The organism is Kitasatospora sp. NPDC015121 (assembly GCF_055562955.1).
The window spans coordinates 58,186-71,136 of the sequence record NZ_JBVHEH010000001.1 but is presented as its reverse complement, the minus strand read 5'-3'; the positions used below and the strand labels follow the sequence as shown (position 1 = coordinate 71,136).

The window sequence follows — 12,951 nt, the reverse complement described above, 5'->3', positions numbered from 1 at the left end:
GCTGTCGGGCAGGACCGTCAGGCAGGGCAGGGCCGTCGGGCAGGGCCGTCGGGCAGGACCGTCAGGCAGAGCCGTCGGGCAGCGGGAGCAGCAGGGGGCCGACCAGGCGGCGGAAGGCGGTGTCGGCGAGGTCGGCCGCGGCGGTCGGGGGCGTGTCGGCGGCCGCCCAGGACTCGACGGCGACCCGCATCGCGGTGTTCGCGGCGGCGGCCAGCAGGCGGGCGTCCGGGCCCTCGGCGGCCAGCCCGGTGAGCCCGGCCAGGACGGGGCGCAGCGCCGCCTCGGCGTCGTGGTGGACCCGGTGCCACACGTCGCGCAGCGCCGGGTCGTCCGGCATCGCGCGGAGCAGGCCGCGGGTCCAGGCCAGCGACTCGGCGGCGCGGCCCGGGGCGGGGGTGAGGGAGGCGCGGGCGGAGTCCAGCAGGGCGGTGAGCGGCGGGGTGCCGGGGGCGGTGGCGGCGAGCAGCGCGACCCACTGGCGGGAGCCCTCGGCGAGCAGCGGGGCGACCGCGTCCTCCTTGGTGCGGAAGTAGCGGTAGAAGGTGCGCAGCGAGACGCCGGAGGTGCGGGCGATGTCCTCGGCGGTGGTGCCCTCGGCGCCGTGCTCGGCGAACAGGCGGGCCGCGGCGAGCGCGATCTCCTGCTGGGTGGCGGCCTTGCGGCGCTCGGTGAGCGAGGGCGGGGCGTGTTCGGACATGGCGGTTCCCCCGGTGCGTGCGTGCGGGCCCGCGGGTGGGTGTGCGGGCCCGCGGGTGCGGTTCGGCGGCCTCCAGCGTAGCCGGGGAGCGTCACGGAATGCGGAAGTGGCACAACGTGCCATCCAGGCGTACCGTGCACATCGAGGGGCGGGGCCGACCGCCCGGCCCCCGTCCGCACCACAGGGAGACCCCCGTCATGAAGCGTTTCGAAGGCCGCCGCGTCCTGATCACCGGCGCCGGCTCCGGCATCGGCCGGGCCACCGTCCACCGGATCCTGGCCGAGGGCGGCACCGTGGTCGCCGTCGACGTGTCCGAGGCCGGCCTCGCCGCGACCCGGGAGCAGGCCGAGGCCGACGGCACCGCCGGGCGGCTGAGCACCGCGGTCGTCGACATCTCCGACGAGGCGTCCGTCCGGGCCGGCGTCGGCGGCGCGATCACCGGCCTCGGCGGCCTGGACGTGCTGGTCAACGCGGCCGGCATCCTGCGCTCGGCGCACACCGAGCGGACCACGCTGGAGTTCTGGAACCGGATGCTGGCGGTCAACCTGACCGGCACCTTCCTGGTCACCCGCGAGGCGCTGCCCGCGCTGCTCGCCACCGGCCGCGGCGTGGTGGTCAACTTCTCCTCCACCTCCGCCTCCTTCGCCCACCCCTACATGGCCGCGTACGCCGCGACCAAGGGCGGCATCCAGTCCTTCACGCACGCCATCGCCGCCGAGTACGCCAAGCAGGGCCTGCGCGCGGTCAGCGTCGCGCCCGGCTCGATCGCCTCCGGCATGACCGCCGACCCCGGCCTGCCCGCGGACGCCGACATGTCGTGGTTCGGCAAGCTGCAGCCCGCCCTCGGCCAGGGCTTCGCGGGCCCCGAGACGGTCGCCGGCGTGATCGCCATGCTGGCCTCCGACGACGGCGCGTTCGTCACCGGCACCGAGATCCGGATCGACGGCGGCACCCACGCCTGATCCGCCGCCCGGCCCCGGTCCCTGATCCGCCGCCCGGCCCCGGTCCCTGACCCGCCGCCCGGTCCCCTCCCCGCTTCCGGGAACCGAGGGGCCGGGTCGGGGCGTCACCCCGGCGGCGGGCATACTGCTTGCCGCACGTGCCCGCGGCACGTCGCGAGCCCCGTCCCGGCCGCCGACCGTCGACCGTCGACCGCGCGGGGGAGGGCGGGGCCGGGAGCGGAAGACGACGGAAGGCACGGGGACCACGGGGCATGGGGCTCACCAGCACGACACTGCTGCTGTTCACGATCGAGGTCGCGCTGGTCGTCCTCGGCGCGACCGTCTGGTGGTGGCCCGCCCTCGCCGGGAAGCACTGGCGGGCGATGCTCGGACGGATCGGCGCGCTGCTCGGCAGCCAGCTCGCGCTGCTCGCCGTGCTCGGTCTGCTCGCGAACAACTACTTCTCGTTCTACAGCAGTTGGAACGACCTGCTGGGCACCGGACCGGACGCCCCGGTCTCCGTCCAGGCCGCCGTCGCGCCCGCCCCCGCCGCTTCCGCCCCGTCCGCCTCGCCCGCCTCCTCGGCCGAGGCCGACCCGCCGGACCTGCCGGTGCTGCCCGCCGAGGAGACCGGCAGCGAGCCCGTCAACACCAGCGGGCGCGACCCGCAGCAGGTCGGCGCGATCCGCGCCGTCCGGATCCCCGGCGCCCGCACCGGACTCAGCACCGACGGGTACGTCTACCTGCCGCCGCAGTACTTCCAACCCGGCAACGAGCAGCGGAAGTTCCCCGCGGTGATCGCGATGACCGGCTTCCCCGGCGACGCCAAGGCACTGATCACCCGCTTCAACTACCCCGGCGTCGCCCTGGACGAGATCCGGGCCGGCCGGATGCGGCCCACCGTCCTGGTGCTGATGCGGCCCTCGCCCGCGATGCCCACCGACCCCGAGTGCGAGGACGTCCCCGGCGGCCCGCAGTCCGAGACGTACTTCGCCAAGGACGTCCCGCGCGCGATCGGCGCCACCTACCGGGTCGCCACCGGCCCCGGCGCCTGGGGCGTGATGGGCAACTCCACCGGCGGCTACTGCGCCGCGAAACTCGCCATGCGCCACCCCGACGTGTTCGCGGGCGGCGTCTCCATCTCCGGGTACCTCAAGGCCGCCGAGGACGTCACCACCGGCGACCTGTTCAAGGGCAGCCAGCGCCGCCGCGACGAGGCCGACCTGCTGTGGCGGCTGCGCAACCTGCCGATGCCCGCCACCGGGATCATGCTCAGCGGCGCGGAGAAGGGCGACGGCGACTTCCGCGCCGAGGCCGACGCGTTCACCGCCGCCGCGAAGCCGCCGCTGACCACCGGCGTCGCGTCCGTCCCCGAGGGCGGCCACAACTACACGACGTGGATCAAGCTGCTGCCGTCCGGGTTCCAGTTCCTGTCGGCGCGGCTGAGGGCCTGAGCGCCCTCCGGGGCGGGACTCAGGCCGGGGTGAGGGTGCCGGTGTGCAGCTCGCCGACCCGGCCGGTCTCGCCCTCCCACGTCCAGAACACCTTCACCGTCAGGGCGTTGAGGTCCATCACGTGGCTGACGGTGATGCCGCTGCGCTCCGTCCAGGAGACGAACCAGACGTTCGGGGCGACGGCCGCGACGTGCAGCGGGACGTCCTCGTACTGGCCGGCCGACTCGCCGAGGCCCTCCCAGCGCAGCCGGGTGCCGTCCGCGGAGTAGGAGTTGCGGAAGGAGGCGCCGTTGTCGACCTCGAAGAGGTAGGTGCGGCCGGCGAAGCCCGGCAGGGGGGCGTTCATGGGGTGGTCCTCGGTCCTCGGTACGGGCGGGCGGTCGGTGTGGTGGTGCGGGCGCGGCCGGGACGGCCGCACCCGCCCAACCTATCGGACCGGGGGGTCGCTCAGGGGGTGGGTCGGCGGACGAAGTCCGCTGTGCCGCACCGCCGCCGGCGGTGCCCCGGCGGTCGGCCGCACCGCGCCGCCCGACCGCCCCGACCACCCGGAACCCGGTCGGGCGTCCGCCGTGACCGGCCGGGCCCCGGCCCGGCCGGGGTGACGGAGCGTGGTGTGAGAGTGCTCTCAGCAGGGCCTCGACTATTGGAGACAAAGCGACAATCCGCCTAGCCTGCGAGTGCGTCCCGAACCGGGCGCACCCGCCGCCGGGACGCCGAATCCCGCCCGCCCGACGGCGTTCCCACAGCACACCACGGGCGGGAGCGGGGGACCCACGACAGTACGCCGCGCCTGCCCCAGCCCCCCGCCCCTGCCCGGCGGCGGGCACCGGCGCGGCTCGGGGTGAAGCCGCGCGCAGGTACGCGTCCCACGCGTACGCGCAGTCCGACGCGTACGCGTCCGGTGTCCGGCGTCCGGTCTCCTCACGTCCGGCGTCCGGCACCCGACGGGTACGTGCGGGAGCGGCCGGGTGCGCGCGGGGACCGGTGCGGGGAGACCGTCCGGGAGCCGCGGCGTCCGAACCCGACAGCTCACCTCGCAGGCGTCGCGGAGGACCACACCCCATGCGACCCACCACCCTTGCCACCACCTCCCGCCCGCTCCGCCTCGGCGTGCTGGCGGGCGCCGCCGCACTGGTCGGCGTACCGATCGCCGCCGCCCCGGCGCAGGCCCTCACCACCCTCGGCACCGCCACCACCGTCGTCCAGGACCGGCTCGCCCCCACCGGGATGACCGCCGGCGGCGCGAGCACCGCCTCGGTCACCCTGCACGCCAACCGCTGCTTCACCGCGAAGACCGTCGGCGTCGGCATCCGCGACGCGGCCGGGACCAACCTGGACTTCCCCGGCAGCGCGAGCAACGTCCGGATCTGCTCGGGCGGCACCACCGTCACCACCGGCGCGCGCACCCTCCCGGCCGGCACCTACACCCAGTTCGGCTTCTGGCAGGACACCGCGGGCGGCTGGCACAACCTGCCCAGCCGCACCCTGACCGTCGCGGACACCGCCCCCACCGCCCCCGACACCCCCGCGGGCCCCGCCCAGGGCAAGGCGCTGACCTGGGGGGAGGAGTTCTCCGGGTCGATCGCCTGGGGCAGCAAGTGGACCGGCGACCGCAGCAGCGCCTACCGCTACGGCGACCACAACCCCGACGACAACAAGCTGGACTGGCTCACCCCGTCCGCCGTCACCGTCTCCGGCGGCGTCGCCACCTTCACCGCCACGCCCTCCGCGCACACCCTGGAGAACGGGAAGCAGGCCTGGGACACCGGGCTGCTCACCACCGAGTACAGCAAGGACGGCTTCCAGGTCCGCACCGGCGACTACGTCGAGGCCCGGGTGAAGCTCCCGGCCGGCGACGGCGCCTGGCCCGCGCTGTGGACCTGGAAGGACGGCAACAACGAGATCGACAGCTTCGAGTACCACCCCGACAACCCGAACCTGCTGGAACTCTCCAACCGGATCCGCCCCGCCCTGAAGTACCACACCGACGCCACCGCGATCGCCCCCGACCGCTGGGTCACCATCGGCACCTACTACGGCGCCGACTCGGTCGACTGGTACGTCAACGGCGCCAAGGTCTACTCGGACGGGACGGGCGTCGGCGCGAACTGGTCCGCCTACCCCATCCTCAACCTGTCGCTCAGCGCCGGGCAGTACCACCCGGCGGCGAGCGGGGGCGCGGCGATCGCGTTCAGCGCGGACTACCTGCGGGTGTACCGGTGACGAGACACCGATGACGTGTCATGCGTGAGGTGGCACCGGTGTCGTGTCATGCGTGAGGCGGCATCGGTGACGTGACATCGGTGTTCGCGCACGGATGTCGTGACATCAAATGTCGCGTCATCGATGACGTTTCATCGATGACGCGACATTTGATGTCCGGTCACGAAACGGTGAGCGTGAACGGCGTCAGGTTGTTCGTCGGGTTGTGGTCGTCCGCGCTCACCACCCGCACCTGCCCCACGGTCTTCAGGCCGTGGGGCAGCGAGGCGTCCGCCCGCACCGGCACCAGCGCCGTCGCGGAGCGCAGCGGGGGGAGGCCGGCGGGGAAGGTGCAGCTGACGGTCCGTCCGGAGGCCGTGCAGGAGGACGGGAAGTAGGGGCCGGTCGGGGTGAAGCCCGGGGGGAGGTCGATCACCACGGTGAAGGGTGAAGCGGCCGTCTGCGGGCCGCCGTTGGCGACGAAGCCGTGCACCGTGGTGGTGCCGCCCGGGGCCACCGGGTCGGGGTCGAGGCGGACCACGCGCAGGTCCGAGTCGGAAGGGGCGGCGGCTGCGCCCGGTGCCGCCAGGGTGCCGAGGGCGCCCAGGGCGAGGGCGGGGGCGGCGAGCAGGGAGAGGAGACGGTGCACGGGTGTCCTCCGTCGGAACGTGATGGGTCGGGGACTCAGCGTAGTCACGGCGCCCCGACGGTCGCGTCGGACCACGCCGCTGCCGTGCGGCGCGTGACCCCTCCGCCTCCGCTGCTGGCCGTCGGGCTGCCGGAGCTGTTGCGGCTGCTGCTGGTGGCGCCCTGGTGGTGCCCTGGTCGTGCCTTGGTGGCGGGACTGCCGGGAGTTCACCCGGGCGGAGGGCGACCCGCCTCGCCGAGGGCACCTGCCCGGAGCGGAGGGCCGGTTCAGCCGGCGGTGAAGTGGGCGCGGACCAGCTCGATCAGCCAGTCCACCAGCGACCGGGTCGCTCCGGCGGCGGCGCCGCGCGCCACCTGGTCGGTGAGCGGGCGGTCGGTGCGGGCTGCGCGGGCGGGGCGCTTCGTGGTGCGGTCGGCGCCATCGGCGCGGTCGGTGCGGGTGGTGGGGCGGTGTGCGCGGGACATGGGTCCTCCCCTGACGGGTCGCGGTGGTGGTGGGTTCGGCCGGCCGGCGTGGGCACCACGATCCTTGGGCGGAGCGGTGGTCGGCGGATCCGCGGACGGACCCGGACGAACGCGGAAGCGGCCCGGGTCACCGCAGGTGAACGCTAGGGTGGGAGGCCGGTCGGCGGACACCGGCGGACACCGGCGGACAGCGGCGGACGGTGGCGGACGGTGGCGGACGTCGGCGGACGTTCGGGTGGTGGAGGAGGTCCGGTGGGGCGGGGACGCGGGCAGGGCGCGGCGGCGCAGGCGGAGATCGGCGAGTTCGCCCGGGAGCTGGCGGAGTTGCGGGCCGACGCCGGGAGCCCCACCGGCACGCAGCTGTGCCGCGCGGCCGGGGGAGGACTGAGCACCAGCGGCGTCAGCGAACTGCTGGGCGGGAAGCGGGGCGCCTACGGGATCCCGCGCTGGGAGACCGTCCGGGCGTTCGTCGAGGGTTGCCGCAAGCACGCCGGGACGGTGGGCGCCGTGCTGGGCGGCGAGCGCGGAGAGGTCGCGTACTGGCGGGGACGGCACGGCGAACTGGTCAAGGCCTTGGACCGGCTGGAGCAGGACGGGTCGGTGCTCTCCTCGTTCGACCCACTGCCCGCCGTCCCGCGCGGGTTCACCGGACGCGACGCCGACCTCGACGGGCTGCTGGCCCTCCTCGACCCGGCCGCGGGTGCGGAGCAGGCCGTGCTGGTGGCGTCCGTGCACGGGATGGGCGGCATGGGCAAGACGACGCTGGGCCTGGCCGTCGGCCACGAGGCGGTGCGGCGCGGGCTGTTCACCGGCGTGCTCTTCCTCGACCTGCACGGCTACGACGACAGCGTCCTCGACGCCGGCCAGGCGCTGGACGCCGTGCTGCGCGCCCTGGGCACCGCGCCCGAGCAGATCCCGCCCGGCACCGACCGGCGCGCCGCCCTCTACCGCGCCCGGCTCGACGCCCGCGGCAGGGCGGGCGAGCGCGTCCTCGTGCTGGCCGACAACGCCTCCGCCGTCGAGCAGGTCGCGCACCTGGTGCCCCCGCCCGGGCCGCACCGGCTGCTGGTCACCTCCCGCGACGACTTCGCCGCCGCGCTGGACGCCCACCTGGTCGACCTCGACGTCCTCACACCGGAGCGGGCCGTCGAACTCCTGGACGCCGTCCTGCGGTTGGTCCTGCCGAAGGACGCCCGGATCGCCCAGGACCCCGAAGGCGCGGCCCGGATCGCGGCGCTGTGCGGCTACCTGCCGCTGGCGTTGCGGATCGCGGTCGGGCAACTGGTCGGCGACCGGGGACTGAGGCCGACCCGACTCGCCGACGAGCTGGAGGACGTGAAGGACCGGCTGGACCTGCTGGAGGACGGCTCGCGGGCGGTGCGCGGCGTGCTGGAGCGCTCGTACCGGCGGCTCGCGCCCACCCACGCCGAGGTGTTCCGGCTGCTGGCGGTCAACCCCGGCCCGGACCTGGCGCTGGAGGCCGCCGCGGCCGCGACCGGCATCGCCAAGCTCAAGGACGTCCGGCTGCGCCTGGTCGCGCTCTCCCGGGCCAGCCTGATCCGACAGGACCCGGAGACCGGCCGGTGGCGGATGCACGACCTGGTGCGCGCCTACGCCGACGAGCTGGCGCGCGCGGAAGCCGGGAGCACGACCGTGGCGCTTCGGCGGTTGCTCCAGCACTACAAGCGGGTGGTCGAGGCCGAGAAGGAGTGGCTGTTCGAAGAGACCCGGCAGGGCCTCGGGCGCTCGGCCAGTGGCCTGGCCGCCCTGGACGCCGAGCGACCCAACCTCGTCGCCGCCGTTCAGGTCGCCTACGAGACGGGGCACCACGGCATCGTCGCGGACCTGGCGTTCCACCTCTCGAACTACCTCCGCGCGCGCCGACGCCTGGAGGAGGACCTGGCCGTGGCGGAGATCTTCCTGGCCTCGGCGCGGGATTCCGGTGATCCGAAGCGGGAGGCCGCGAGCCTGCTCCAGCTGGGGGGCGCGCTGAACAACTCCGAGCGGTTCGAGGAGTCCGAGCGGGTCTTCCGATCCGCGTTGGTGTTGACCCGGGAGCTCGGGATGCGGCAGCTCGAAGCGGCCGTCTGGAATTTCCTGGGGTACGCGCTGATGCGATTGGGGCGGCTGGAGGAGGCGGAGGAGGTCCACCGCACCGCCATCGCCATGTGCGCGGAGGAGGAGGTGCGGGCGACCGCGGAGAGCTGGGCCGGCCTGGGCCTCGTGTTGCAGGAGTCCGGGCGACTCGAAGAGGCCGAGCAGGCCCACCGCATCGCACTGCTGGAGGACCAGAAGTTCGGCAGGCCGCGGAGCGAAGCCGTCGCGTGGAACAACCTCGGTGTCACGCTGAGGAGTTCGGGAAAGTTCGAGCAGGCCGTGGAGGCCGGGCGGCGGTCCACCGCCCTGTTCCGCGCGCTGGACTACCAGTACAACCTCGGCTGGGCCGCCGACGAGCTCGCCGACACCCTGCTCGCCGCCGGTCGCCCCGCCGCCGAGGTCCGGGCAGTCCGGGAGGAGGCGGCCGCCGCGTACCGCAGGACCGGGGACGAGGCGAAGGCCCTCGCCGCCCTGGCCAAGCCGGACGGGCCGGACGAGCCGGACGGGTCCGACGGGTCTGACGGGTCCGACGGGTCCGAGGGGCCGGGCGTCGCGTGACGGGTAGCGTGGGCCGCATGGGAACCGAGGTGTGGACGGCTGAACTGCCGGGGGAGGCGCGGGCGTTCCTCGACGGGGCCGGGGTGGTGTGGGAGCGGTCCAACGACGGGGCGGTGCGGCGGTTCGGGCGGTACGTGGGGGAGCTGGCCGACGCGATGGAGGAGAACCTGGAGGAGGGGCTGCGGGTGCTGACCGGCCTGGGGGCGCACTACCGGGGGCCGGTGTACGAGGCGTTGCAGGCCGAGTACCGGGAGGCGGCGCAGGGGCGGATGGCCCGGATGGTGGACGCGGCGCGGACGTGCGCGGCGCGGCTCGGGGCGGCGGCGGACGTGATCGCGACCATGCAGAACGAGGTGGTCGAGGAGATGGTGGCGCTGGCGGCGGACGGAGGCCGGCCGGTGGCGGAGCGGGCCGACCGGGCCGAGCGGCAGATCGACCACCTGCAGGGGGAGTTGGAGCACTACGCGCTGGACCAGATCGGCGAGGTCGCGGGGGACCGGCTGGAGGCGATCGTCGAGGAGGCGTCGAGCGGGCCCGGCCGGTCGCGTTCCGCCGAGCTGTTCGCGGCGCTGGACCGGGGGGAGGACGTCGGCCCGGAGCACGCGTTCGACCCGGTGGAGGTGGAGCGCTGCGCGGTGGCGCTGGAGCGGCAGCAGGAGCGGCTGCTGCTGGCGGCCGAGCGCTTCCGGTTCTGCCTGTCGGACATCGACTTCGGGGCGCCGGCCGGACCCGACGACGCGCTGCTGCACGGCTTCCTGCTCGACCGGGCGACGGCCGAGGCGGTGTTCGGCGAGGGCGGGACGGTCACCCTGGACGAGCGGTCGGCGGCCGCGGTCGCGCACCGGCCGAGCCGGGTGTTCCTGCGGGAGGTCGGGCTGCCGCGGCACGCCGCGTTCCTGGAGCCGCACCCCGGACTCGCGCGGGGTGCGGGGGAGCGGGGGGCGGACCGGCTGGTGCTCGGCCGGTCCGGCGGGGGCGGCTTCCACCTGGACACCGGCACCGGCCGGGTCCACCACGTCCCGGACGGCGGGGCCCCGCAGGTGGTCGCGACCCGGATCGACGCGTTCGTCCTCGCGCTGCACGTCCTGGAGGCGGAGCGCCCGTTCCACGAGCCGGGCTTCCGGCACGACGACCACCTCGACCCGGCGGGGGTCGGGCGGCGCTTCACGGCGCTGCTGCGGCGGGTCGACCCGGAGGCGGTCGCCGACCCGGACGGGTACTGGCACCGGCTCCTGCGGCACCTGAGCGAGGGCTGAGGCGGGGGCGGGTCAGAGGACTTCGCCGAGGCGGGCGGCGATGGACTGCATGCGCGGGACGAGGCCGGCCGCGCCCGACTGGGCTTCGAGGGCCTGGACGCGGGCCTCGGGGCCGGAGACGGAGAGCGCGGTGGGGGTGGGGGCGCCGGGGACGGCGACGGCGATGCAGCGGACGCCGATCTCCTGCTCCTGGTCGTCGACCACGTAGCCGAGGTCGCGGGCGGTGGCGAGCTGGGCGAGCAGCGCGCCGGGCTCGGTGACGGTGTGCGGGGTGTGGGCCTGGAGCGGGCCGGGTCCGAGCAGGGCGCGGGCCTCGTCCTCGGGGAGCTGGGCGAGCAGCGCCTTGCCGACGCCGGTGCAGTGGGGCTGGACGCGGCGGCCGACCTCGGTGAACATGCGCATCGAGCGGCGGGACTGCACCTGCCCGACGTAGACCACCTCGCCGCCCTCCAGGACGGCCAGGTTGGCGGTCTCGCCGGTGGCCTCCATGAGTTCGGCCAGGTACGGGCGGGCCCAGGAGCCGAGCAGGCGGCCGGCGGTCTCGCCGAGGCGGATCAGGCGCGGGCCGAGGGTGTAGCGGCGGGCGGTGTCCTGCCGGACGTACCCCTGGGCGACCAGGGTGCGGACCAGGCGGTGGATGGTCGGCATCGGCAGGCCGGAGGTGGCGGACAGTTCGCTGAGGGTGGCGATGCCGCCGGAGTCGGCGAGCGCTTCGAGGAGCTGGAAGGCGCGCTCGACGGACTGCACCGATCCGGTGGTGCGTTCGGGGGAGGTGCTGGCCACGAGCGTTCCCTTCCATGTCCGGGGAGGAGTAGAGTCCACGCGATCATCAACAAACCGTTGAAATTCTGTATCGCGGAAACTAGTCTCCACTGTACAGAACGGAACAGCCCGAGGAGAGTCCTGCCCATGGCCGCCGCAGATCAGGGTCCGTCCCCCGCCGTCCCCGGTGTCACGGTCGTCGGTCCGCCGGTGCCGCGTGCCGAGGAGGTGCTGACCGCGGCGGCGCTCGAGTTCGTCGCCGACCTGCACCGCAGGTTCGACGGCCGCCGCCGGGAGCTGCTGGCCGCCCGTCGCGAGCGCCGCGCCGAGATCGCCCGCACCGGGACGCTGGACTTCCTGCCGCACACCGCCGACGTCCGCTCCGGCGACTGGAGGGTCGCCCCCGCCCCGCGCGCGCTCACCGACCGCCGGGTCGAGATCACCGGCCCCACCGACCGCAAGATGGTCGTCAACGCGCTCAACTCCGGTGCGAAGGTCTGGCTCGCCGACTTCGAGGACGCCACCGCCCCCACCTGGGAGAACGTCATCTCCGGCCAGGTCAACCTGATCGACGCCTTCGAGGGCCGGATCGACTTCACCAGCGCGCAGGGCAAGGCCTACACCCTCAAGCCCGCCGCCGAACTCGCCACCGTCGTGGTCCGCCCGCGCGGCTGGCACCTCGACGAGCGGCACCTCACCGTCGACGGCGCCCCGGTGGCCGGCGCGTTCGTCGACTTCGGCCTGTACTTCTTCCACAACGCCGCCCGGCTGCTCGCCAAGGGCGAGCAGGACCCCAACTCCGGCCCGTACTTCTACCTCCCCAAGACCGAGAGCCACCTGGAGGCCCGGCTCTGGAACGAGGTCTTCACCCACGCCCAGGCCGCCCTCGGCGTCCCGCACGGCACGATCCGCGCCACCGTGCTGATCGAGACCATCACCGCCGCCTTCGAGATGGACGAGATCCTCTACGAACTGCGCGACCACGCCGCCGGGTTGAACGCCGGCCGGTGGGACTACCTGTTCTCCATCGTGAAGAACTTCCGGGACGCCGGCGCGCGGTACGTCCTGCCCGACCGCAACACCGTCACCATGGCCTCCCCGTTCATGGCCGCCTACACCCGCCTGCTCGTGCGGACCTGCCACAGGCGCGGTGCGCACGCCATCGGCGGCATGGCCGCGTTCATCCCCTCCCGCAAGGACCCCGAGGTCAACGCCGCCGCGCTGGTCAAGGTCCGGGCCGACAAGGAGCGGGAGGCCGCCGGCGGCTTCGACGGCTCCTGGGTCGCCCACCCCGACCTGGTGCCGGTCGCCCGCGCCTGCTTCGACGCCGTGCTCGGCGAGCGCCCCCACCAGAAGGACGCCCCCGGCTCGCCCGAGCCGGTCACCCCCGCCGACCTCCTCGACGTGGCCGGCGCCGGCGGCAGCTGCACGCGCGCCGGACTGCACAACGCCGTCCAGGTCGGCCTCCGCTACATCGAGGCCTGGCTGCGCGGACTCGGCGCCGTCGGCATCTTCCACATGATGGAGGACGCCGCCACCGCCGAGATCTCCCGCTCGCAGATCTGGCAGTGGATCCACAACGGCGTCCTGCTCGCCGACACCGGCGAGAAGGCCACCGCCGAACTCGTCCGCCGCCTGGTCGCCGAGGAACTGACCGCCCTGCAGGGCGAACTGGGCGAGCAGGGGTACGCCGCCGGACGCTGGACGGAAGCCGCCGCGCTGTTCGAGCAGGTCGCCCTCGCCGAGGACTTCCCCGACTTCCTCACCCTCCCCGCGCTCGCCCTCATCGACTGAGCGCACCTTCCCCCGCACCCCGCCCCGCACCGCAGGCACCCTCACGTCGGCCGCGGTGCGGGGCGGCCCGACGAAAG

The 12,951-nt window shown here is 74.8% G+C and carries 11 protein-coding genes; 6 read left to right on the top strand and 5 right to left on the bottom strand.

Annotated features, from left to right (window positions below; all coding sequences use genetic code 11):
- Nucleotides 1–61: 61 nt before the first annotated feature.
- Nucleotides 62–697 (bottom strand): TetR/AcrR family transcriptional regulator, encoded by a 636-nt coding sequence (locus tag ACZ3J7_RS00290; RefSeq protein ID WP_465615220.1) that lies wholly within the window; start codon nucleotides 695–697, stop codon nucleotides 62–64.
- Between the two features lie 197 nt (nucleotides 698–894).
- Between ACZ3J7_RS00290 and ACZ3J7_RS00285 the strand changes: the two genes are divergently transcribed.
- Together ACZ3J7_RS00285 and ACZ3J7_RS00280 are read left to right on the top strand one after the other, a co-directional pair.
- On the top strand, nucleotides 895–1,659 hold the full coding sequence (locus ACZ3J7_RS00285) for an SDR family NAD(P)-dependent oxidoreductase (protein ID WP_465615218.1): 765 nt from the start codon (nucleotides 895–897) through the stop codon (nucleotides 1,657–1,659).
- A 251-nt stretch (nucleotides 1,660–1,910) separates the two neighbouring features.
- Complete coding sequence (locus ACZ3J7_RS00280) at nucleotides 1,911–3,092, top strand: alpha/beta hydrolase (protein WP_465615216.1); 1,182 nt, start codon at nucleotides 1,911–1,913, stop codon at nucleotides 3,090–3,092.
- Nucleotides 3,093–3,111: 19 nt separating this feature from the next.
- Here the strand turns inward: ACZ3J7_RS00280 and ACZ3J7_RS00275 are convergent, their stop codons facing one another.
- Nucleotides 3,112–3,438: a MoaF-related domain-containing protein gene (locus ACZ3J7_RS00275; RefSeq protein WP_014139373.1), complete on the bottom strand. Its 327-nt coding sequence runs from the start codon at nucleotides 3,436–3,438 to the stop codon at nucleotides 3,112–3,114.
- Nucleotides 3,439–4,154: 716 nt separating this feature from the next.
- On the opposite strand from ACZ3J7_RS00275, the gene ACZ3J7_RS00270 reads away from it, so the two are divergent.
- Nucleotides 4,155–5,315, top strand: a complete 1,161-nt coding sequence (locus tag ACZ3J7_RS00270; RefSeq protein WP_465615214.1) for a glycoside hydrolase family 16 protein — start codon at nucleotides 4,155–4,157, stop codon at nucleotides 5,313–5,315.
- 160 nt (nucleotides 5,316–5,475) lie between these two features.
- Here ACZ3J7_RS00270 and ACZ3J7_RS00265 read toward each other — a convergent pair whose 3' ends face one another.
- Together ACZ3J7_RS00265 and ACZ3J7_RS00260 are read right to left on the bottom strand one after the other, a co-directional pair.
- Nucleotides 5,476–5,943, bottom strand: coding sequence for a hypothetical protein (locus ACZ3J7_RS00265; protein ID WP_465615213.1), 468 nt, complete (start codon nucleotides 5,941–5,943; stop codon nucleotides 5,476–5,478).
- A 266-nt stretch (nucleotides 5,944–6,209) separates the two neighbouring features.
- Nucleotides 6,210–6,407: a hypothetical protein gene (locus tag ACZ3J7_RS00260; RefSeq protein ID WP_465615211.1), complete on the bottom strand. Its 198-nt coding sequence runs from the start codon at nucleotides 6,405–6,407 to the stop codon at nucleotides 6,210–6,212.
- 252 nt (nucleotides 6,408–6,659) lie between these two features.
- On the opposite strand from ACZ3J7_RS00260, the gene ACZ3J7_RS00255 reads away from it, so the two are divergent.
- Together ACZ3J7_RS00255 and ACZ3J7_RS00250 are read left to right on the top strand one after the other, a co-directional pair.
- The gene (locus ACZ3J7_RS00255) at nucleotides 6,660–9,062 is read left to right on the top strand and encodes a tetratricopeptide repeat protein (protein WP_465615209.1); all 2,403 of its coding nucleotides are present in this window, start codon (nucleotides 6,660–6,662) and stop codon (nucleotides 9,060–9,062) included.
- Between the two features lie 17 nt (nucleotides 9,063–9,079).
- The gene (locus ACZ3J7_RS00250) at nucleotides 9,080–10,318 is read left to right on the top strand and encodes an SUKH-4 family immunity protein (protein ID WP_465615207.1); all 1,239 of its coding nucleotides are present in this window, start codon (nucleotides 9,080–9,082) and stop codon (nucleotides 10,316–10,318) included.
- Between the two features lie 12 nt (nucleotides 10,319–10,330).
- Here the strand turns inward: ACZ3J7_RS00250 and ACZ3J7_RS00245 are convergent, their stop codons facing one another.
- Nucleotides 10,331–11,101, bottom strand: a complete 771-nt coding sequence (locus ACZ3J7_RS00245; RefSeq protein WP_465615205.1) for an IclR family transcriptional regulator — start codon at nucleotides 11,099–11,101, stop codon at nucleotides 10,331–10,333.
- 126 nt (nucleotides 11,102–11,227) lie between these two features.
- On the opposite strand from ACZ3J7_RS00245, the gene aceB reads away from it, so the two are divergent.
- Nucleotides 11,228–12,874: a malate synthase A gene (gene aceB, locus ACZ3J7_RS00240; protein ID WP_465615203.1), complete on the top strand. Its 1,647-nt coding sequence runs from the start codon at nucleotides 11,228–11,230 to the stop codon at nucleotides 12,872–12,874.
- Nucleotides 12,875–12,951 lie beyond the last annotated feature (77 nt).